This is a genomic window from Stenotrophomonas sp. Iso1 (assembly GCF_027497995.1).
Taxonomy (GTDB): Bacteria; Pseudomonadota; Gammaproteobacteria; order Xanthomonadales; family Xanthomonadaceae; genus Stenotrophomonas.
On sequence record NZ_JAODBT010000001.1, the window covers coordinates 802,438 to 824,319 of the forward strand.

General features: G+C 63.4%; 21 protein-coding genes. 20 read left to right on the forward strand and 1 reads right to left on the reverse strand.

Annotated elements, in window-relative coordinates; all coding sequences use genetic code 11:
- Positions 1-39 precede the first annotated feature (39 nt).
- The 15 genes from PAN08_RS03200 to pncB all read left to right on the forward strand — a co-directional run bounded on the left by PAN08_RS03200 (position 40) and on the right by pncB (position 15,758).
- Positions 40-1,911, forward strand: a complete 1,872-nt coding sequence (locus PAN08_RS03200) for a S8 family serine peptidase (protein WP_269790104.1) — start codon at positions 40-42, stop codon at positions 1,909-1,911.
- A gap of 359 nt (positions 1,912-2,270) precedes the next feature.
- A complete protein-coding gene (gspE, locus tag PAN08_RS03205; protein ID WP_269790105.1) occupies positions 2,271-3,998 on the forward strand; it encodes a type II secretion system ATPase GspE in 1,728 nt (575 codons plus the stop codon).
- Between the two features lie 31 nt (positions 3,999-4,029).
- Positions 4,030-5,247 (forward strand): type II secretion system F family protein, encoded by a 1,218-nt coding sequence (locus PAN08_RS03210; protein ID WP_269790106.1) that lies wholly within the window; start codon positions 4,030-4,032, stop codon positions 5,245-5,247.
- 28 nt (positions 5,248-5,275) lie between these two features.
- Entirely contained in the window at positions 5,276-5,704 is a 429-nt protein-coding gene (gspG, locus tag PAN08_RS03215) for a type II secretion system major pseudopilin GspG (RefSeq protein WP_269790107.1), read from the forward strand.
- Between the two features lie 98 nt (positions 5,705-5,802).
- Positions 5,803-6,225, forward strand: a complete 423-nt coding sequence (locus tag PAN08_RS03220) for a GspH/FimT family pseudopilin (RefSeq protein ID WP_269791151.1) — start codon at positions 5,803-5,805, stop codon at positions 6,223-6,225.
- Positions 6,222-6,614 (forward strand): prepilin-type N-terminal cleavage/methylation domain-containing protein, encoded by a 393-nt coding sequence (locus tag PAN08_RS03225; RefSeq protein ID WP_269790108.1) that lies wholly within the window; start codon positions 6,222-6,224, stop codon positions 6,612-6,614. Before PAN08_RS03220 ends, PAN08_RS03225 begins: the two co-directional genes overlap by 4 nt.
- The gene (locus tag PAN08_RS03230) at positions 6,611-7,255 is read left to right on the forward strand and encodes a prepilin-type N-terminal cleavage/methylation domain-containing protein (protein WP_269790109.1); all 645 of its coding nucleotides are present in this window, start codon (positions 6,611-6,613) and stop codon (positions 7,253-7,255) included. Before PAN08_RS03225 ends, PAN08_RS03230 begins: the two co-directional genes overlap by 4 nt.
- Complete coding sequence (locus tag PAN08_RS03235) at positions 7,252-8,112, forward strand: type II secretion system protein GspK (protein WP_269790110.1); 861 nt, start codon at positions 7,252-7,254, stop codon at positions 8,110-8,112. Before PAN08_RS03230 ends, PAN08_RS03235 begins: the two co-directional genes overlap by 4 nt.
- Positions 8,109-9,236 (forward strand): PilN domain-containing protein, encoded by a 1,128-nt coding sequence (locus PAN08_RS03240; RefSeq protein ID WP_269790111.1) that lies wholly within the window; start codon positions 8,109-8,111, stop codon positions 9,234-9,236. Before PAN08_RS03235 ends, PAN08_RS03240 begins: the two co-directional genes overlap by 4 nt.
- On the forward strand, positions 9,211-9,822 hold the full coding sequence (gspM, locus tag PAN08_RS03245; protein WP_269790112.1) for a type II secretion system protein GspM: 612 nt from the start codon (positions 9,211-9,213) through the stop codon (positions 9,820-9,822). Before PAN08_RS03240 ends, gspM begins: the two co-directional genes overlap by 26 nt.
- The gene (locus PAN08_RS03250; RefSeq protein WP_269790113.1) at positions 9,812-10,492 is read left to right on the forward strand and encodes a general secretion pathway protein GspN; all 681 of its coding nucleotides are present in this window, start codon (positions 9,812-9,814) and stop codon (positions 10,490-10,492) included. The genes gspM and PAN08_RS03250 overlap by 11 nt, the downstream gene beginning before the upstream one ends.
- A gap of 9 nt (positions 10,493-10,501) precedes the next feature.
- A complete protein-coding gene (gene gspD, locus PAN08_RS03255) occupies positions 10,502-12,718 on the forward strand; it encodes a type II secretion system secretin GspD (RefSeq protein ID WP_269790114.1) in 2,217 nt (738 codons plus the stop codon).
- Positions 12,719-12,768: 50 nt separating this feature from the next.
- Complete coding sequence (locus PAN08_RS03260) at positions 12,769-13,629, forward strand: glycosyltransferase (RefSeq protein WP_269790115.1); 861 nt, start codon at positions 12,769-12,771, stop codon at positions 13,627-13,629.
- A complete protein-coding gene (locus PAN08_RS03265; RefSeq protein ID WP_269790116.1) occupies positions 13,626-14,459 on the forward strand; it encodes a glycosyltransferase family 2 protein in 834 nt (277 codons plus the stop codon). Before PAN08_RS03260 ends, PAN08_RS03265 begins: the two co-directional genes overlap by 4 nt.
- A gap of 114 nt (positions 14,460-14,573) precedes the next feature.
- Positions 14,574-15,758: a nicotinate phosphoribosyltransferase gene (gene pncB / locus PAN08_RS03270; RefSeq protein WP_269790117.1), complete on the forward strand. Its 1,185-nt coding sequence runs from the start codon at positions 14,574-14,576 to the stop codon at positions 15,756-15,758.
- Between the two features lie 308 nt (positions 15,759-16,066).
- On the opposite strand, the gene PAN08_RS03275 is transcribed toward pncB, so the two are convergent.
- Positions 16,067-16,414 carry a hypothetical protein gene (locus PAN08_RS03275; protein WP_269790118.1) on the reverse strand — a complete coding sequence of 116 codons (348 nt, stop codon included), beginning with the start codon at positions 16,412-16,414 and terminating at the stop codon, positions 16,067-16,069.
- Positions 16,415-16,817: 403 nt separating this feature from the next.
- Between PAN08_RS03275 and PAN08_RS03280 the strand changes: the two genes are divergently transcribed.
- From PAN08_RS03280 to PAN08_RS03300, 5 genes are all read left to right on the forward strand, one after another.
- Positions 16,818-17,108 (forward strand): hypothetical protein, encoded by a 291-nt coding sequence (locus tag PAN08_RS03280; protein ID WP_269790119.1) that lies wholly within the window; start codon positions 16,818-16,820, stop codon positions 17,106-17,108.
- Positions 17,021-17,344 carry a hypothetical protein gene (locus tag PAN08_RS03285; RefSeq protein ID WP_269791152.1) on the forward strand — a complete coding sequence of 108 codons (324 nt, stop codon included), beginning with the start codon at positions 17,021-17,023 and terminating at the stop codon, positions 17,342-17,344. Before PAN08_RS03280 ends, PAN08_RS03285 begins: the two co-directional genes overlap by 88 nt.
- Before the next feature lie 77 nt (positions 17,345-17,421).
- Entirely contained in the window at positions 17,422-18,153 is a 732-nt protein-coding gene (locus tag PAN08_RS03290; protein WP_269790120.1) for a molecular chaperone, read from the forward strand.
- Positions 18,154-18,257: 104 nt separating this feature from the next.
- Complete coding sequence (locus PAN08_RS03295) at positions 18,258-20,834, forward strand: fimbria/pilus outer membrane usher protein (protein ID WP_332840095.1); 2,577 nt, start codon at positions 18,258-18,260, stop codon at positions 20,832-20,834.
- Positions 20,831-21,853, forward strand: coding sequence for a fimbrial protein (locus tag PAN08_RS03300; protein WP_269790122.1), 1,023 nt, complete (start codon positions 20,831-20,833; stop codon positions 21,851-21,853). The genes PAN08_RS03295 and PAN08_RS03300 overlap by 4 nt, the downstream gene beginning before the upstream one ends.
- The last annotated feature ends 29 nt before the right edge of the window (positions 21,854-21,882 follow it).

A 21,882-nucleotide genomic window follows, 5' to 3' on the forward strand; every position in this document is an offset into this window, starting at 1 on the left:
TGGAGTTCCATCCCTGTTTCACCAGACGAGAGATCGAACATGAAGAAGAAGACCAAGCTTGGAGTGGCAGTCGCAGGTGTCGTGCTGATGGCTTCAATCGGTATTCCCATGGCGACCGCTGCAGGTGCCAGTAACTTGCCCACGCGTCCGCTCAGTGCCGCGCCAGCCGCAGGTGAGGGTGGCTACCGCTTCGTCGTGAAGTACCGTGCCGGTACCAGCGAACTGCGTGATTCGGCCAAGGCCAATCAGGGGATCGGCGCTGCCGCCAGCCGTGCGGGGCTGAACCGCGCCGTGCCTGCGATGGGCCGCTCGGCTGCGCGTCCGGCCGCAAGTGCCGCGTTGCTGCGCCGCATGGGCAGCCCGGGCTGGGCCGTCGTCAAGGCCTCGCGCTCGCTCAATGCCGCCGAGTCGGCCGACTTCATCCGTGAGTTGAAGGCCAACCCGGCCGTGGAAAGCGTGGAGATCGATCGCCTCTATCAGCACATGAGCACCGTATCCCCCAGCTTCACCCCGAACGATCCGCAGACCTCGGCGCAGTGGAACTTCTACAACGCCATCAGTGGCGTCAACGCCACCGAGGCATGGGATATCTCGCAGGGTGAAGGCGTGGTGGTGGCTGTGATTGACACCGGCATCGCGCAGGGCAATCCGGACCTGCAGACCAGCGTCATCCCCGGCTACGACATGATCAGCGACAAGCGCGTGTCACGTCGTGCCACTGACGACCGCGTTGTCGGTGGCTGGGATGTGGGCGACTGGGTCGAGAAGGATTACTGCACCGGCTGGGCAAGTGCCAACCCGCATGATGCCGATGTCAGTTCGTGGCACGGCAGCCATGTCTCGGGCACCGTCGCGCAGGACACCAACAATGGCGTCAACGTCGCGGGTCTGGCGTTCAAAGCGAAGGTGATGCCAGTGCGCGTGCTGGGTTCGTGCGGTGGCTTCGGCAGCGATATCTCCGACGGCATCATCTGGGCTGCGGGCGGCGCCGTGCCGGGCCTGCCGGCCAACCAGACGCCAGCAGAAGTGATCAACATGAGCCTGGGTAGCGGCGGGCCGGCAAGCTGCCCGACCATCTACCAGGACGCCATCAATCAAGCCATCGGGCTGGGCAGCATCATCGTGGTAGCGGCAGGCAACAGCAACGGGAATGCCGGCAGCTACACGATGTCGTCGTGCAACAACGTCATCTCGGTGGGCGCCACTGGCTTCAATGGCGGCAAGACCTACTACTCCAACTACGGTTCGCGTGTGGACCTGTCTGCGCCTGGCGGCAACGCCGAGCAGAACAACAACGGCTGGATCTGGCAGGTAGCCAATCGCGGTACGCAGGGGCCGACCAGTGAATGGGGACCGATTGGCATGGTGGGTACCTCCATGGCATCTCCACATGTGGCCGCTGCCGTGGCGATGGTGCAAAGCGTGGTCGATACGCCGCTGACCTGGACGCAGATGCGCGACCTGCTCGTCTCGACGGTCAGGCCGTTCCCGGTGGCCATTCCGGCCGCCACGCCGATTGGTGCCGGCATCCTCGACATCAAGGCTGCGCTGGACAAGGCCACCACGCCACCGTGCGATCCGGAAGTGGACGAATGCGGCCCGGTTGCAACACCGCTGGTCAACAAGGTGGCGCTCACCGGCTTGGCAGGCAACACGGGCAATGAAGTGCTGTACAGCTTCGAGGCCGAGGCCGGCAAGGTGCTGACCTTCATGACCTACGGTGGCACCGGTGACGTGTCGCTGTATGTCAGCCACGACAACGAGCCGACCACCGCTTCATCCGACGCCCGCTCCACCCGCGCCGGCAACAGCGAGACGGTGCGCTTCACCACACCGAAGGCGGGCACGTACTTCATCAAGCTGGTGGGTGTGGCCCCGTATTCGGGCGTCAGCCTGGTTGCGCGCCAGTAAAAAACCGCACTGCAGCATCAAAGAGCCCCGGCCATGCCGGGGCTCTTTGTTTGGACGCATCACCGTCGCCAGCGTTATGCAGGACGGAGAAGCGAATAGCCCGGGCGGTCGCCACAGGTAGCGCGTGGCCACGCTGCGCCGTGGTACGTCGGGCAAAGCCTGTGTTGCCGCGGCAAAGCGCTGTACCCCGAGTGATGTACCTGGGCTCTGATGTTGGGTCCATGCACAAAAACAACGTAATCCACCTGACGTTTGCAGATGCTCCGTGAAGCTGGACGTGATGACAGAATATCCACCCGCCATTACGCCCGAATGGCGGGGATGAACTGTTAAAGTCCCGACACTTACAGGAGGATTGCGTGAACGCGGCAACCCACCATGTCCAATGTGTACCCACGCCCGTCGACAACATCGTCGCCGAGTTGCTGGCGCAAGGAGGCCTCAAGGAGGCCGATCTGCTGCGGGCCAGGCAGTTGCACCAGGAGTCCGCTGGCGACCTGTTGGTGCTGCTGGCCCGGTTGGGGCTGGTGTCCGAACGTGACCACGCTGTGGCCTGTGCCAAAGTGCTGGGCCTGCGCCTGCTCTCCGCCCGCGAACTGCCCGAACAGCCACCAGAGCTGGTGGAAGGCGCCGAGCCCATGCCGCTGCGTTTTCTCAAACAGTTTCTGGTATTGCCGTTGGGCGAACGCCAAGGCCGCATCCAGCTGTGGATGGTGGATCCGCAGGATACGTACGCGCGCGATGCCATCGCCTTGGCAACCGGTTGCGAGGTGTCACCGGTGGTCGGTCTGCGCAGCGAGGTGGACGAAGTGATCGAGCGCTGGCACGGTCAGGGCCGCAGCGCGATGGGCACCATTCTGGAATCGGCCGACAGTGAAGCCGCGCCGCTGGATGACATCGAGCATCTGCGCGACCTGGCCTCCGAAGCGCCGGTCATCCGGCTGGTGAACCTGGTGATCCAGCGTGCGGTGGAGCTACGTGCCTCCGACATCCACATTGAGCCCTTCGAGAACCGTTTGAAGGTGCGCTATCGCGTTGATGGCGTGTTGATTGACGGCGAGAGCCCGCCAGTGAACCTCACCGCGGCGGTGATCAGCCGTATCAAGATCATGGCCAAGCTCAACATCGCCGAACGCCGCCTGCCGCAGGATGGCCGCATCATGCTGCGCGTGCAGGGCAAGGAGCTGGACCTGCGCGTAAGCACCATGCCCACTGCGCATGGCGAGAGCGTGGTGATGCGTTTGCTTGATCGCGAAGCGGTGGTGTTTGACTTCCAGCGGCTGGGTTTTTCGGAGGATTTCCTGCCGCAGTTCCGCAAGGTGCTGACCCAGCCGCACGGCATTCTGCTGGTCACCGGTCCCACCGGCTCGGGCAAGACCACAACCCTGTACACGGCGCTTAGCCAGCTCAACACCGACAAGGTGAAGATCATCACCGTCGAAGATCCGGTCGAGTACCAGCTGGAAGGCATCAACCAGATCCAGGCCAAGCCGCAGATCGGTCTGGATTTCGCCAACGCACTGCGCAGCATCGTGCGTCAGGATCCGGACATCATCATGATCGGCGAAATGCGCGATTTGGAAACCGCGCGTATCGCCATCCAGTCCGCGCTCACCGGCCACCTGGTGTTGTCCACGCTGCATACCAACAACGCTGCGGGCGGTATCACCCGGCTGTTGGACATGGGCGTGGAGGATTACCTGCTCACCTCCACCATCAACGGCATCCTCGCCCAGCGCCTGGTGCGCAAGTTGGAGCCAACGCATGCGCAACGTTACCCGGCGTCTGCTGAAGAAATCGAACGTTTCAACCTGCGTCGTCATCAACCGCACGGCGATATTTACCTGTACCGCCCGCAGCCTTCGGCAGTGGCGCCCACCGGCTACAAAGGGCGTACCACCATCGTTGAGTTCCTGGTGATGAATGACGACCTGCGCAACGCCGTGATGCGCAAAGCCGGCATGGGCGAGATCGAACAACTGGCGCGCGCCGCAGGCATGCGAAGCATGTACGAAGACGGCATCCTCAAGGCATTGCGTGGCGAGACCACGCTGGAAGAAGTGCTGCGCGTCACGGAGGATGCATGACCAAGCGCCTGCACAGGGAGCCGCTGCGCTGATGCCGCTGTACCGTTACAAGGCACTGGACGCCCATGGCGAAATGCTGGACGGGCAGATGGACGCGGCCAGCGACGCCGATGTCATCGCGCGCCTGCAGGAGCAGGGGCATCTGCCCGTGGAGACGAAGCTTGCCACTGGTTCCGCATTGGAAGGGGTGAGTTGGAAGCAATGGCGGCAACGTCCGTTCTCTGGCGCAGCACTGGTGCAGTTCACCCAACAGCTGGCCACTTTGCTCGGTGCCGGCCAGCCACTGGATCGTTCGCTGTCCATCCTGTTGGACACACCCGAAGACGCGCGTTCGCGACGGGTGATCGGCGATATCCGCGATGCGGTACGTGGCGGCGCGCCATTGTCACAAGCGATGGAACGCCAACACGGTCTGTTCTCGCGCCTGTACGTCAACATGGTGCGCGCCGGTGAAGCGGGAGGCAGCCTGCATGAAACCCTGCAACGTCTGGCTGACTATCTGGAGCGCAGCCAGGAACTCAAGGCGCGCGTGATCAATGCGCTGATCTACCCGGCCATTCTGTTGCTGGTGGTTGGCGGCGCGTTGCTGTTCCTGCTGGGCTATGTGGTGCCGCAGTTCGCGCAGATGTATGAAAGCCTGGATGTCACCTTGCCGTGGTTCACCAGCGCGGTGCTGGCAACGGGGCTGTTCGTGCGGCAGTGGTGGCTGGTGTTTGTGGTGGTGCCGGCCGCGGCATTGCTGTGGATTGAACGCAAGCGCCGCGATAAGGATTTTCGCCTGGCTTTCGATGGCTGGCTGCTACGGCGGCCGATGGTCGGGGGTCTGGTTGCCAAGCTGGAAACGGCGCGGCTGACGCGCACGCTGGGCACGTTGCTGCGCAATGGCGTGCCGCTGCTGGCAGGCCTGGGTATCGCCCGTAACGTGCTGGGAAATCGTGCCTTGTCCGCCGATGTGGCCGAGGCGGCCGAGGCAGTGAAGAACGGTGCAGGATTGGCGGCATCGCTTGGTCGCAATGGTCGTTTCCCGCGCCTGGCGCAACAGATGATGCAGGTGGGCGAGGAGTCCGGCACGCTGGAAAACATGCTGCTCAAGACCGCCGACACCTTCGAGCAGGAAAGCGCCCGGGCCATCGACCGCATGCTCGCAGCGCTGGTGCCGGTGATCACACTGGCATTGGCCTCGGTGGTGGGCGTGGTGATCATTGCGGTGTTGGTGCCGCTGTACGACCTGACCAATGCCATTGGCTGAACGTTCCGTGCAATCAAGGATGCAACCTATGAAGCGAACCCTGAAACAACCGGTCTCACGCGCGCGCCAGGCAGGTATGAGCCTGCTGGAAATCATCATCGTCATCGTCCTGATCGGGGCGGTGCTCACGTTGGTGGGTAGCCGCGTACTGGGCGGTGCCGACCGTGGCAAAGCCAACCTTGCCAAGACCCAGATCCAGACGCTGGCCGGTAAGGTTGAGAACTTCCAACTCGACACGGGACGCTTGCCAACCAAGCTCGACGAGCTTGCTACACAGCCCGGTGGCAGCAGCGGTTGGCTGGGGCCGTATGCCAAACCTGCCGAGTTCAACGATCCATGGGGGCATTCCATTGAGTACCGCGCGCCCGGCGAAGGGCGCCCGTTTGATCTGATCAGCCTGGGCAAGGATGGCCAACCCGGCGGAGACAGTTACAACGCCGATATTCGCTACGAGTAAGCCTGATGTCGTCATCACCTGCCATGTTCCGCCGCGTGTCCGTACGGGCGACCGCGCCCTTTCGGCAGGGTGCGGTGGCGGGTGTGTCGTTGTTGGAAATGATGCTCGTGCTTGCCTTGGTCGCGGCCATCGCGTTGCTGGCCGCGATGGCAATGAACGGTGGATTGGAGGGCATGCGCCTGCGTTCGGCAGGCAAGTCGCTGGCCGCTGAGCTGCGCTTTGCACGTACCCGTGCCATCGCTACCGGCGTCCCGCAGCAGTTCGAGTTGGACATGCGCACCCGCCGTTGGCAGGGCCCGGAAGGGCGACATGGCGAACTACCCGATACGTTGTCGCTGCGTTACACCGGCGCGCAGCAAGTACAGACCCGCAGTGATGTGGGCGTGGTGCGCTTTTTTGAGGATGGTGCCTCCACTGGCGGTCGTATCGACGTGATTGCCAAAGCCGCGGTGTGGCGTATCGACATTGGCTGGATCACCGGTGAAGTGCGCTCCGGTCCGCTACGTGGTGATGGCGCGTGAGGCATCAGCGGGGCTACTCGTTGATCGAAGTGATCGTCGCTTTCGCATTGATGGCATTGGCGGCGACGCTGCTGCTGGGCAGCCTGTCCGGCGCCGCACGTCAGGTGCGGATAGCCGATGACCAAGGTCGCGCGGCATTGCATGCCGAATCGTTGCTGGCCACGGTTGGCATGGACGCACCACTGGCAGCGGGCAAGCTGCAGGGCGAATGGGAAAAGGGTCGTTACCGTTGGTCATTGCAGGTGGCACCCTATGTGGAGCCGCGACAGGCCGGCTCGCGTTTGTGGCAGCTGGATTTGCAGGTGCGCTGGGGTGAAAGCGCACAGGAGCAACTGCGTTGGCGCACGTTGCGCTTACGTTCGGACGCCGGTGCCGGGGCCGCGCCATGAACCGGCCGGCATCTTCCATGCGCGGCTTCACGTTGATTGAAGTGTTGTTGGCGACCGTGTTGCTGGCTGCCGGCATGGCGCTGGCGTTCGCCATCGTGCGCTCGACGCTGGCCATCAGTACGCGCGGTGAGGCCATCGCCAGCCACAACGAACGCATGCGCGGTGTGGAAGGTTTCCTGCGGCGGCGCCTCGCGTCGGCCATGCCATTGCCAATGGAAACCGACAACATCAGCGGCGCCGCTACCGTGTTCATGGGCGACGCCCAACGCATGAGCTTCATCGCCGATGTCCCCGACTACCTCGGCCGTGGCGGGCCCTATGTGCATACGCTGGAAGTCAGTGGCCAAGGTGAGGCAAAGCAACTGAAGATCGGCCTGACCTTGCTGCAGGCTGGCCAGCAAGTGCAGGAAACCCCGCCGCGCGGCATGGAGCTGCTGGCCGATGAACTCAGGCAGGTACGCCTGCGTTATCGCGGCATCGATCCAAGCACCAACAAGCTCACGGATTGGCAACCGAAATGGCAGGTCCCCGGGCGCATGCCGCAATGGGTTTCCATCGAAGTGATGCCGGCCAAGGGCGCAGCTTGGCCGCCGCTGCTGGTTGCACTACCGCAACAGGGCGCGCCGGGGAGTTGGCGATGAACATGCGTGGCGCGGCCTTGGTGCTGGTGCTGTGGATGATCGCGTTGCTGGCCGCGACGGTGGGAGCATTCGCGTTGAGTGCGCGGGTGGAATACATGCAGGGGCGGGTGACCGCTGAGCTCAGCGGCGGCCAGCAGGTCGCTCATGCGGGCATCGATTACGCCTTGTCGCGGATGCGCGCCACGCCCACGCAACCCAGCTGGGCGGCCGATGGGCGCCGCTATCGCTGGCAGTTTGCCGAACGCAGCGTAGACCTGCGCATCGTCGATGAAACCGGCAAGGTCGATTTGAATCAGGCCGATCGCCCTTTGCTGGAAGGCGTGTTGCGTGCCCTGAGGGTGGAGCCGGCGCGCGTCACTCAGGTGGCCGGTGCCATCCTTGATTGGCGCGATACCGACGACTTGAAGCAACCCAGTGGCGGTGCCGAAAACGCGGATTACGCAGCGGCCGGCTACCCTTACGGCGCCAAGAACGCACGCTTTGACAGCATTGGCGAGCTGCAACGCCTGCTCGGTATGGACGCTGCGCTGTACGCGCAGTTGGCGCCCCTGGTGACGGTGTACGGCAGCGGCCGGCCCAATCCGCGTTTCGCCGCCGCACCGGTACTGACCGCGTTGGGCATGGATGCGGCTCTGGTGATTGCACAGCGCGAGCGGGAAGACGCCGCTGGTGGGATCGGCCAGACTCCACCGTTGGCGATGGTCGCAGGCAGCGGCACTTATAGTGTCGACAGCCGGGTGCAGCTGGGGAACGGACGCGTGGCGGTGTTGCGCGGTGTGGTCCGGCTGGCCCCGGAAGGCGCGCAGGGTACAGCGTACACAGTGTTACGGTGGGAACAGGGAGCGGTAGCGAGATGACGGCGTTGCGCGAAAGACTGGGGCAGTGGGGGGCACGCATCGCACCGGGAGCTGATGGCTTCTGGGCGTGGTGGAAGTGCGCATTGCTGTCGTGGTTGCCACTGCGCTGGCAGGCGCTGCTCGGCTTGTCGGATGCACGCCTGCTGCTGTCGCCACAGGGCGGCCGCATCGAAGTGCTGCATGCATACGAAGGCCAGCTACGGCCGCTGGCCTTGTTGCCGGAGCAGTCCGGCCCGCAGGTGCTGGATACGACCTTGCCAGCCCGCGAGGCCAATCTGCCCCGCTTTGCGTTGCTGCCCGCGCCGGCGGTGCTGCGCAAGCCCATGCGTTTGCCCGCTGCTGCCGAAGCGCGGCTGCGTGACGTCCTGGGTTTCGAAATTGACCGGCAAACGCCTTTCAGCGCTGACCAAGTGTATTTCGACGTGCGTCTGCTCGGTCGCCGCAGCGACGGGCAGTTGGATGCCGAGTTGGTGGTTGCCCCGCGTCAGCTCATCGAATCGCTGCTGTCACCCCGTGACGCTTGGCTGGCCCAGCTCGATGGCGTGGATGTCGCCACCGCAGATGGCACGCCACTGGGTGTGAATCTGTTGCCGCCCGCGCAGCGGCGGCATCGGCAGGACCCCATGCGTCGCCTCAACCGCATGCTGTTGCTGGGGGCGCTGGTGATGCTGGTGCTGGCCGGGTGGCAATTGCTGGACAACCGGCGCATGGCTGCCGCGCAATTGGCGACACAGGTCGAGGCCACGGCTGTCCGCGCCCGTGCGGTGGCCGCGCAACGCCAGCAGCTACAGGATCTGGTCGACGGGCATGCCTTCTTTGCTGCACAGCGTGCACAGCGGCCCACCGCCACCGAGGTCATCAACGAACTCAGTCGTCTGCTCGACGATGACACCTGGCTGGAAAAACTCTCCATCGAAGATGGTCGTCTGCAGTTGATCGGCATGAGTGGCAGCGCGTCATCGCTGGTCTCCAAACTGGAAGGCTCCCACTTGTGGAAGTCGCCCTCATTGACCGGCGTGCTGCAGGCCGGTGGTGGCAGCAAGCGCGAACGTTTCACCTTGACCGCCGAACTGCTGGCACCCCGACAGGAGGCCGCCAATGACGCCGCAGCCCACGCGCCGTGACCGCTGGCTGGCCTTGGGCCTGCTGCTTGCCGTGATCGGCGTGGTGTACCTGGTTGTCGTGCACCCGCTGTGGACGCAGCCGATGCTGGCGGTGGATGCACAGATCAACAGCCTGCAGGAGCGCCAACAACGCATTGGTATCCAATTGCAGCAGGCTCCGCAGGTGGCGCAGCGTCTGCAGCAGGCGCAACAGGCCTTGGCCGAACAACCCGGATTCATGCCCGAAGGATCGGCCGAGTTGGCCACGTCGCGGCTGGTGCAGCGGTTGGAAGAAGCCGCGCGTCAGGCCAGCCCCGACAACCGTAGTTGCGCCATCAGTGACCGTTCGCCGCTGCCGGCCGATACCAGTGGCCGCTTTGTGCGCGTTGCGGTGCAGGCGCGATTGCGTTGTGGCATGAACGAATGGATGACTGTCCTGCAAGTATTGGAAACCGGCGCGCCGCAGCTGCGCGTGGATCGCCTGGACATCCTTGCGTCGGCGGCCGCACCGGAAGCGGGCAACGGCCTGGATGTGAGCTTTGAACTCAGTGGCTATCTGCGACCGGGCACCAACGTGCCTGCAACGGAGTTGACCGATGCGCAATGACATTGCCGGCCTGCGCACCTGGTTGCTGGTCGCTGTCGGCGCGTGGGCGCTGGCAGTATGGGCGGCCACCCTGTTTGGCCTGGGGAGCCGCATCGGCGCCGCACCCGTATCGACCCAGCTGCCGGCACTGCCTGCCGTCCCCTCGGCCGATGCCGCTGACACGCGCGCCGCAGACAACAGCGAGGCGCTGGCACGCCCCTTGTTCGCAAGCGACCGTCGTCCGCATCCTTTTGTCATGGGCGAAGGCGAGCAGGCTGCTGTCGGTACGGTGCGATTGAGCGGCGTGTTGATGACACCGGAGTTGGAAATGGCCACGCTCACGACAGATCAGGGGCGATCACTGCGCTTGCGCGTCGGTGGCGAGCCACAGGACGGTTGGCAACTGCTGTCGCTGCAGCCTCGCAGCGCCGTGGTCAGCGGGCCATCGGGCACGCTCAACCTGGAGTTGGAGGTGTTCAGTGGCGGTCCGGCGGCGAAGGGCGAGGGTGCACCGCCGCTGCCGGGAGCAACCGCAACTGCAGTGCCTCCACCGGCCAGTAGCGCGCCTGCGGCCGAGACGGCGGCAACCCCCAGCGTCGACCAGATTCAAGCCATTCGCGAACGCATCCAGGCCCGCCGCCGGCAGGCGCAACAGAACCAGAACGGCGGCTCCGGCCGCCAGAACCCATAGAGTGAGCGCATGACGTCACGCATAGTTCCCATCAGCCTGCTGATTGCTGCCTTGAGCAGTTGCGCAACCACGCCCGTGCCGGAGATCCGTCGCAACGCGCGCGGCACTGATGTTGCCTCGCCCGCAGCGGGTGAACCTGCACGTACCCGCGGGCTGGAAACGGTGGACGACCCGCAAACCGAAAGTGGTCAGAGCCGCGCGGTCATTCGCCGTGGCAATGGCACGGTCATCAACCGCGCCGCGGCGTCCGCCCCCTCACCGGTGTTGTCCGCAGCGGGCAACGGCAGCGCCGTGTTCAACTTTGAAGGCGAGTCGGTGCAGGCCGTCACCAAGGCGATTCTTGGCGACATGCTGGGGCAGAACTACGTCATCGCCCCGACCGTGCAGGGCACGGTCACGCTGGCCACGCCCAAGCCGGTGTCGCCGGCGCAGGCGCTGAACCTGCTGGAGATGGTGCTGGGCTGGAACAACGCCCGGCTGATCTACAGCGGTGGCCGCTACAACGTGGTGCCCGCCGACCAATCGCTCGCCGGTACGGTCGCGCCAAGCACCGCGCCGGCGTCGTCCGCACGCGGTTACGAAGTGCGCGTCGTGCCGTTGCAGTACATCTCCGCCAGCGAAATGAAGAAGGTGCTGGAGCCCTATGCCCGGCCAAATGCCATCGTAGGGGTCGATTCATCGCGCAACGTCATCAGCCTGGGCGGCACGCGCACTGAGCTTGAGAACTACCTGCGCACGGTCGAGATCTTCGATGTGGATTGGTTGTCGGGCATGTCGGTAGGCGTGTTCCCGTTGCAGTCCGGGCGTGCGGCGCAGGTAGCCGGCGATCTGGAAAAAGTGTTCGGCGAAAGCAGCAAGACGCCCAGCGCCGGCATGTTCCGTTTCATGCCGCTGGAGAACGCCAACGCGGTGCTGGTGATCACCCCGCAGGCGCGTTACCTGGACCAGATCCAGCAATGGCTGGACCGTATCGACAGCGCCGGCGGCACCGCGCGCTTGTTCTCGTATGAACTGAAATACATCAAGGCAAAGGATCTGGCCGAACGTCTGTCCGAAGTATTCGGTTCCGGCAACGCTACGCGGGGCAGTCGCGATAACACGCCGGCCTCGCTGGTACCTGGCGCGGTGCCGTCGCAGCTGGAAAGCAGCAGCGCGACCACGCAGGATGGCCTTGGCCAGGATGGCCTCAGTCAGAGTGGGTCGGCAGGCCGCAGCAACGAAGGCAGCATGAGTTTGCCGCAGCGGCAGCAGGGCAATATCAGCGTCAGTCTGGAAGTGGCTGGCGACCAGGTGGGTGTGTCGGCGGTTGAGGAAACCAACGCCTTGTTGGTGCGATCCACGCCGCAGGCCTGGCGCTCGATCCAAGAGGTGATCGAGAAGCTGGACGTGATGCCATTGCAGGTCCACATCGAGGCGCAGGTTGCTGAGGTGGCGTTGACCGGCGAGCTGAGCTACGGCGTCAACTGGTACTTCGAGAATGCGGTCAATGCGCCAGCCCCCGGCGGCGGCGGCCTGCCCAGCGCACTCGGGCGTGATATCTGGGGCACCTATGCCGGTGCCATTACCGGTGGCAGCGGACTGGGTTGGACGTTCCTCGGTCGCAATGCCGCCGCAGTGGTGAGCGCGTTGGACAAGGTGACCGACCTGCGCCTGTTGCAGACGCCGTCCATCTTCGTGCGCAACAACGCCGAGGCCACGCTCAACGTGGGCGACAAGGTGCCGATCAACACGGTGTCGGTGAATACCGGTGGCGTGAGTGAAAACACCTATAGCCAGGTGCAGTACATCGACACCGGCGTGATCCTGAAAGTGCGGCCGCGCGTGACCCGCGACGGCATGGTGTTCATGGATGTGGTGCAGGAAGTGAGCAGTGCCGCAGATGTGCCGGCCAACTGCGATCCGTCGAAAACCTCATGCAATCCCCGCATTTCCACCCGCAAACTGGCCACCGAAGCGGCGGTGCAGAGCGGTGACACCATCATGATGGCCGGATTGATCACCGACAGCGCTACCGATGGTCACAACGGTGTACCGGGGCTGAGCCGCATCCCGGTGCTGGGCGCACTGTTTGGCAGCAAGAGCCGCAACAGCCGGCGGACGGAGGTGATCGTGCTGCTGACCCCGACCATCGTTCGCAACGGCCAGGAAGCGCGTGACCTCACCGACGAATACAGCCAAAAGTTCCGCGCGATGGAGCCGATCAATTCACCGAAAAAGAAACCGTGATGCATGCCGGAGCGCACACTGACCAGTGCGCTTGATCTGGACGGAAGGGGGTGGAAGTGATCGTGTTGCTGCCGTTGGGCGTGGACGATGACGCATTGGATCGCTGCCTTGCCGCGTTGGATCAAACCACGCCGGCCGGCACGTCGATCTGGCTGGCCGACGATGCACAGGCCGGGCCGCGTGCGCAGGCCGTGGTGGAACACTGGCTGGCGCAGACCGCACTGCAGGCCGAGTACACCCGGCGCGCCCGGTCGCTCGGTGAGGCGGCGCACCTGGATGAAATGCTGCGGGCCTGCGATGGGCTGGATGTTGCGGTGCTGGCCCCGGACAGCGTGCCGATGCCGGGCTGGCTGCAGCAGTTGCAGGCCTGTCTTGCGCGCGATGCCTCCATCGCCACTGCCACGCCGTGGAGCAATGCCGGCGAAGCCGTGGCCTGGCCGCGGGTAGGTGAGGTGAATGCGTTGCCATCGGACCCGTTGCGGCTGACGCAGGCGCTGTCGGCCATGCCCTTGCTGCAGCCGGAGCTGCCCTCTGCGGTGACGCATGCGGTGCTGATCCGCGGTAGCGCGCGACGTCGCGCGGGTGGGTTGGACATTCACAGCTACAGCTCGTGGTACGCCGCGCTGGTGGATTTGAGCCTGCGCATGTCCGGGCTGGGCTGGCGCAATGTGCTTTGCGACAACGCCTTCGTCGGCCGCCAGCAAGAAGGGCGGCTGGCCGAGGGCGACATGGATGTGCTGGCCAATCGCTGGCCCAATTGGACGGCACGGCTTGCCGGTTTTTTGATGGACGACCCGTTGCGTGCTCACCGTGAGCACCTGCAGACGCTGTGCGGGCAGGCGATAATGCCGCAAGCCCAGCGCGACCTCTTTGAAGCCTGCGGCTCTCTTCCAGGTGCGGAGCAGGTGTGAGCGATTCGATTGCCGTTGTTGTTGTCAGCTACCAGAGCGCGAGCACGCTGGACGACTGCCTGTTGCGCCTGCGTGCCGCCCAGGATGTAAGTGAGATCCGCGTGGTGGACAACAGTTCCAGTGATGGCTCGGTAGAGATTGCCCAGCGTCATGCCCTGGCCGATGCGCGGGTGCGTTTCATTGCCAACCCCGACAATCCAGGCTTCGCTACCGCCTGCAACCAGGGCGCGGATGACTGCAGTGCGCCATGGTTGGCCTTCATCAATCCGGACCTGATGGTGGAAGCCCAGACGCTCGCACAATTACGTGACCTGGGGCGCCCACTGGGCGATTGCCTGCTGGGCGTGGAGCAGGTTGACGAACAGGGCAACGCAGACACAGCGGTACGCCGTCGCGACCCGGATTTTGCCGCCATGCTGCGGCGCCCCGGCGCGGGCTCACGGCTTGCGGTGCCGGTGGATCATTCAGTGCCACTGCAGCGGGTGCAGGCGTTGTCCGGTGCATTGCTGCTGATGCCGCGCAGTCTGTTCGTGCGTTTGGGCGGCTGGGACAATGGCTACCGCCTGCACGCCGAGGATCTGGACCTGTGCCGTCGCGCGCGCGATGCCGGCGCCATCGTCGCCATCGCCAATGCGCTGCAGGTGGTGCACGTGCGCGGCGTATCCAGCCGCTCACGGCCATTCTTTGTGGAGTGGCACAAGCACCGTGGCTTGTGGCGTTACTTCCAGAAATTCGAAGCCCCACAGCGCAGCCTGCCGGTGCGCGCCGGCGTGTGGTGTGCCATCTGGGCGCACGCTGCATTGCAGGTGCCGCGCTTGTTGCTGCGCTAGATCGTCAGGGGCGGCTGGGGCCGCAGAAGCGGCGCACACACGGCTGCCATGGAGGGTGAACAAGGTGCCCCGCCTTCGCATGGCAGATATCGCCGGCAGCGCATAATGCGGCACATGATCATCCAATCCCTGCTCGACACCGACCTCTACAAGTTCACGATGATGCAGGCGGTGCTGCATCAGTACCCCGGTGCCATCGTCCAGTACCGGTTCAAGTGCCGTACGCCGGGCATCGCACTGGCGCGCTATCTGGACGAGATCAACGCCGAGATCGATCACCTGTGCAGCCTGCGCTTCTCTCGCGAGGAGCTGGAATACATGCGTCGGCTGCGGTTCGTGAAGCCGGATTTCGTGGACTTCCTCGGCCTGTTCCACCTGGACCGCAAGTACATCACGTTGCGTGCGTCGCAGACGGTGCCGGGTGAGATCGAACTGGACATCACTGGCCCGTGGCTGCACACCATCATGTTTGAAGTGCCGCTGTTAGCGATCATCAATGAGGTGTGGTTCCGCAACACCGGCAGCACCGATTTCAGCGAGGGCGAGCGGCGCTTGCAGGCCAAGACAGCGCTGTTGCGAGACACGCCCGGCTTCGAGGAATGCCGCATCGCCGATTACGGCACCCGCCGGCGTTACTCACGGCAATGGCATGGCACGATGTTGCCGATGCTGCGCGATGCGCTGGGTTCGCAGTTTGTCGGTACCAGCAATGTCTATTTCGCCCGCATGTACGGTATGACGCCGCACGGCACCATGGCGCACGAATACTTGCAGGCATTCCAGGCCTTGGGGCCGCGCCTGCTGGATTCGCAGGTGGCGGCGCTGGAGTCGTGGGCGCGCGAATACCGTGGCGATCTGGGCATTGCCTTGGCCGACGTGGTCGGGCTGGATGCGTTCCTGCGTGATTTCGATGCCTACTTCTGCAAGTTGTTCGATGGCGTGCGGCATGACTCCGGCGACCCCTTCAACTGGGGCGACCGCATGCTGGCGCACTTCAAGGCCAACCGCACCGACCCGTCCAGCAAGATTCTGGTGTTCAGTGATGGCTTGAATATCGAGAAGGTGATGCAGTTGTTCGATTACTTCCGCGGTCGCTGCCAGGTGGCGTTTGGCGTGGGCACGCACCTCACCAATGATCTGGGCCCGACGCCGCTGAACATCGTTATCAAGATGGTCCGCTGTAACGGCCAGCCAGTGGCCAAACTGAGTGATTCGCCGGGCAAGAGCATGTGTGATGACCCGGGCTATCTGGCTTATCTGCGGCAGGTGTTCCAGGTGCCGGTACCGGAAGGCGAGTGAATCGCTTCAGATCCCAACCGCTCGGTTGATGCGTGGAATCACGCTGCGGCTGTTGCCTGCGAACTGTCTGTTGTTGCGTGGGTACAGTTAACGGTACCTGCGAAGCGTCTGTCGCCATGAAGGCAAGCAGACGCGCTGTGTGGCGTATTGGGCGTATGAGCGCTTGCCGTCATGCCTCGTTTATCGTCCAGCTCTGAAGGGGGCAGGCGCCGTTTTGGCTGTATCGCCTTGCGGCGCACTGGTAACCCGTACAGAGAACGCCTGCACGTTGTTCTGCGTTGCGTGAGGGCGAAAGCGTGTGGGTTGCCTCACGGGTAGTCGATGACCACCAGGTAGGCGCCGCTTTGGCGCGGTTGGAGTTGGTAGCGGTCAGAAAAAGTATGACCGTCTGTACCCGCGGTGCGCGAAGACAGCATGGGTGATCTGGCGGCCTGTTGAAGCAGCGAAGGGCCGTTGATCGGCGTGCCGGCAGAAACATGCAGGCCCTTCGCCGCAACCGGGCAGGCTTCAAGATGCAGTTCCTGCGACGTGCTCAATCGGGGTGAACAACCCGGGTCAACGACACGTCCGCTGAAGCGCACACTGCCGCTATCGGCATGTGCCACAAATGCACTCACTGAAAGCAGAGCCGCACACAGAACTTGGCTGGTTTTCATGGCATTTCCCACGTCTTTTCGGAGGTGCCAGTAGGCGCGTAAAACAGCGCTCTCCAAGAGTGGATGTATGGATCCGTGCAGGCTGTCACGAACGAATTGTGACGGAGCATCCGGCTTCGCTGATGCGTCGCCATGCTGCACATGTGTACCCGTCCCTGCAGGGATTCAGTCAGGGCAAGCAATCGGACTTCAGTTGCTCGGCTAGCGCGTTGATCGGCGCCTGTCAAAGTTTGTCAGCAAAATGCGTTTTATGACGCACGTCACATTTACACCTAGGCTTGCTCCACGGAATTCGCCGCTGTGCGGTTCCCCTCGAAGGTGTGGCGCAAGGACGATTTGGCGGTACGAGAGCAACTCCTTGTTCACTCCTCACAACTAAATTTCAGTGGGGTTAGATACAAGCATGCGCACGATCAATCATTTCGCGGTTCTGCTGCTGGCAGTCGCACCGTTGGCCGCCAATGCAGCTGACGGCACCATCACCTTCAATGGCCTGGTCACCGACAAGACCTGCACCATCGCCACCGTGGGCGGCGTCGACCAGGTTGTCACCCTGCCGACCGTTTCCCTGCGGCCGGTGCGACGGCCGGCCGTACGCCGTTCTCGATCAACCTTACCGGGTGCAGCGCAGGTGATGTGGCCACGTACTTCGAGCCGGGCGCAACCATCGATTTCGCAACGGGCCGCTTGTTGAACCAGGCCACCGCGACCCCGGCGACCAATGTGCAGCTGCAGCTGCTGGGTTCCAACAACCAGTTTCTGCCGGTGTTGGCCACCGGTGCTGGCGGCGCGCAGGCGAACTCGCAATGGGTGACCGTGGCTGCTGATGGCAGCGCCAACCTGAACTACTTTGCTGAGTACTACGCCACCGCAGCTTCCACCGCCGGTGAAGTCAGCAGCAGCGTGAAGTACACGATCATCTACAACTGATCGTTGTCGACAACGGTGGCCGGTTGAAGCAGCGCCGGCCATTCGTTCGAAATTCCGTTACAGAACGGGTGCAAAGAATGATTGTTTCTCCTGTCAAAGCACTGCTTGTGATGATGCTGGCGTTGCTGCCATGTGTTGACGCAGTGGCCGGTGTGGTGATCAACGGTACGCGTGTGATCTACCCGGCGCAGGCGCGTGAAGTCACCGTGCAGGTAACTAACGATGGTCAAGCACCGTCGTTGGTGCAGGCATGGATTGACAACGGTGATCCGGAACAGACGCCGGAGAACAGCGATGCCCCGTTCGTGTTGACGCCGCCGATTGCGCGCGTGGAGCCGGGCCGCAGCCAAGCGTTGCGGTTGATTTTCTCGGGCGCCGATCTGCCGACGGATCGCGAGTCGTTGTTCTGGCTCAACGTGCTGGACGTGCCGCCGACGCCCGAACAGGCCGGTGATGAAGACCAGAATTTCCTGCAGGTGGCGTTCCGCTCGCGGCTGAAGGTGTTCTATCGCCCAAAGGATTTACAGGGCCAAGCCAACGAAGCCCCTGCGGCGCTGCGCTGGAGCCGTACCGGTGAGCGCCTGCGTGTGGAGAACCCAACGGGCTTCCATGTCACGTTGGTCGAAGTCCATGCGGTGAGTGGCAGCACCGAGAAAATGATCGATGACAAGGGAAAAATGGTTCTGCCGCGGCAGAGCCTGGAGTTCACTGTGCCTGCGAGTACCGACGCGGTGCGCTTCTCAAGCATCAACGACTACGGCGGAAGGGCTGAACACACCCTTCGTGTCAGTAGCGGGAACAGCAATTGAGCGGGCAGGTAGCTGCCAATGGGCTCTCTCTGCGAAGGAACGCGAACGTGATTGGAGATCGATTGAGCGCGGCGATACGCCAGGCGTTGCAGCAACCATTGCGCATGCCTGGGAACCCGGCACCCGCCTTGTGCATGTTGCTGGCGGGCATGGCCTTCATGCAGCATGCCGTGGCTGCGCCTGCACCTGTAATCAACCTCGGCGAGCAAGCGCTGCAGACCCGCACAACGGCCGCCAGGACCGCAGCGCCGGAGCAGGCCCAGTTCAATGCGGGTTTGTTGTCAGGTGATGCAAAGCAGGTGGATCTGTCGGCGTTCCGCGATGGCAATCCGATGGTGGCTGGCGACTATCGCCTGGACATCTACGTTAACGGCATGTGGCAAGGCCGCCGCGACCTGGTGTTCAAAGCGGATGCTCAAGGCCGCGTGGATGCCTGTCTGGATATGGCATTGCTGGAAGAGCTGGGCGTGGACACCACCCAGTTTCCGCAGGAGACAACAGCCAATGCGTCCGCCACCGAGCGCTGCCTGCCGGTGCTCAAGCGCATCCCGGATGCATTCGGTACCTATGACAGCGGCAATCTTCGTTATGACCTGAGCATTCCGCAGGCCTACATGCACCGCAAAGCGCGCGGCTACGTCAACCCGGCGTTGTGGGACCGCGGTATCAATGCAGGCTTCGTGGGCTACAGCTTCAACGCGGTGGACAGTGACAGCCGTCTGTCCGATGGCGGGCGCAACCGCAATGCTTATCTGGGCTTGAATGCCGGCCTGAATCTTGGCGGATGGCAGCTGCGCCACGATTCCAATCTGACCTGGGCGGAAGGCCAGGGCCGCCAATGGCAAAGCATCGCCACGTATGTGCAGCGCGGCATCGCGCCACTGGGCGGTCAGTTGACCTTGGGTGAGGCTTATACCAATGGTGAGCTGTTTGATTCCATCGGTTATCGCGGTGCAAGCCTGGCCAGTGATGACCGCATGCTGCCGGACGCATTGCGCGGTTACGCGCCGGTGGTCCGTGGTATCGCGCAGACCAATGCCAAGGTGGAAGTCCGACAAAACCAGCAGCTGATTTACTCGGCCACGGTTTCGCCGGGCAATTTCGTCATTGATGATCTCTACCCGACCGGCTATGGCGGTGATCTGGAGGTCAGCGTGATCGAAGCCGACGGCCGTCGCAGCGAGTTCAAGGTGCCGTTCGGTTCCGTTGCACAGATGCTGCGCGAAGGTGTGTCGCGCTATGCATTCACTGCCGGCCAGGTGCGCAATGACCAACTGCGTGACGATCCATGGCTGATGCAGGCAACGTATCAGCGCGGCGTCGGAAACCAGGTCACCTTGTACGGCGGCAGCGCATTGAGCGAAGGCTATACCTCATTGCTGTATGGCGCGGGCCTGGCCACGCCGATCGGCGCCTTCGCCGCAGATATCACACATGCACGCACGCAGTTGCGCCAAGCCGGCAAGCGGCAGGGCGCGAGCGTACGGTTGAGCTACAGCCAGATGATCAGCGAGACCAGTACCAGCTTCACGCTGGCGGCTTACCGCTACTCAACGTCGGGCTTCTACAGCCTGCAGGACGCGCTGTATGCGCGTGATGCAGAGAGTCGTGGGTTCGACTCCGAAGCGCGTGGCCGCCAGCGCAGCCAGTTTCAGCTCACGTTGAATCAGCCATTGGGCAAACGCTGGGGTGCGTTGTATCTGACCGGTGCAGTACGCGACTTTTACGGAACTGATGGCACCACCAAGCAGTACCAGATGGGTTACAACAACGCCTGGCGCGCGCTGAACTTTGGGTTCTCGGCCATCCGCACTGAAGAAGGCCTGCAGCGCCGCGGGGATACGCAGTATCTGTTGAGCATGAGTATGGCGCTGGGCCGTGGCGAACGACCGATGTCGATCAGCGCGGACGTGGGCTTGCGCGGCGATGGCGGTTACGACAGCAGTCGCATCGGTATCACCGGCGCGGCAGGCGTGGACAACAACGCCTCCTACGGTGTGACTCTGGCGGATCGGCATGGGGCCGGAACCACCGCCACCGCCAATGCCGAATACCGCAGCCGCTATGCCGGCTTGTACGGCTCCTACAGTCATGGTGACGATTTCCGCCAGGCGTCGTTGGGTGCCACCGGAAGCCTGGTGGTGCATAAGGGCGGCATTACTCTCACCCCGCAACGCGGCGAGACCATGGTGCTGATCGAAGCCCCCGGTGCACGCGATGCGCGCGTGGAGAATGCACCGGGCCTGCGCGTGGATGGTCGTGGCTTTGCCGTGGTGCCGTATGTGTCGCCGTATCGGCTCAACACCGTCACGCTCGATCCACAGGGTATGTCGCACGAGGTGGAGCTGCAGAACAGCAGTCAGACTGTGGCGCCATTTGCCGGCGCCATCAGTTACCTGCGCTTCGATACGCGCAAGGGTCGCGCGCTGTTGATCCAGGTGCGCAACGCTGACGGTACGACCTTGCCCTTTGGTGCCCAGGTCAAGGATGCGCAAGGCCAGCCGGTTGGCATGGTCGGGCAGGGCAGTCGCCTGTATGTGCGCACTGAGCAGGACAACGGGCGCCTGCTGGTCGAATGGGGCACCGCACCGGACCAGCGTTGCACGGTGGATTACCAGGCTCCTGTCGCAACCAGTGGCGAAAAATCCGGTTTCACTCTGATGGAGGCTGCATGTCGATGAATCTTCCCCCGCGACGGATCTGCCTTGCGGTGGTTGCGGTGCTCGGCTGTGTCGCTGCACCTTCGGCTTTGGCCAACTGCGTGCTCAGATCGAACACATTCGTACCGCAGGACGTGCAGATGGACATGGGCCAGGTGGTGATCCTGCCGGGCACGCCCATCGGCGGTGTCATCAAGGAGCTGAGGGTAGCGATCAATCAGCGCAGTAGCGTCGCCAACTGTACGGGTGGAGGCAGCGCCATGGGGCGCTACGTCAACGCGGCGCAGCAGATCCCGGTACCGGGCTTTGCCAATGTCTTTGCCACGGACGTGGCGGGCGTTGGCATTCGCGTGTACCGCGATTCGGGCCAAATCCAAGCCTACTACCCGCACACTCTTCTGCTTTCAAATACCAGTCTGGTTGACCTCGCGGGCGGCACCTTCCGTGTAGAGCTGATCAAGACGGCGGCACAGACCGGCTCCGGCGTCATCGCGCCCAATGGCCGCTTCACCACCTATTACTATGATGGGAATGGATCGCGCTTTCCGGTGCTGACATCTACCTTCAAGGGTTCGGGAACTACCGTGGTCAACGCCAGCTGCCAGGTGCAGGCCGGCAGCCGCAATATCGTGGTGGACTTTGGCTCGGTACCGAACACGACGTTCAACGGCGTTGGATCGCGTGCCGTCGACCGCGATTTCGATATCCAGCTCACCTGTCAGGGAAGCAATCTGCCGCAGTACCAGAGCCCGGTGTCCATCCGCCTGGATGCCACACAGGACAGCTCAAATCGGCCCGGCGTACTGGCGCTGGCAGCAGGCGGCAACCGTGCGACACGCATTGGCATTGAAGTGGTGCAGCGCGAAGGCGCGGTCGAGAGCCAGCTGCGTTTTGGCGAGGCAGTGCCCATTGGAAGGACCGTTGTCGGTAGCAACACCCTGACCTTGCCGCTACGTGCGCGCTATATCCAGACCGTCGCCGGCACCGTAGGGCCCGGCACTGCCAGCGGCAGCGCCACCTTCACCATCGAATATAAATAAAGGCAGCGGTGCGGGGCGCTGTCGCGTCG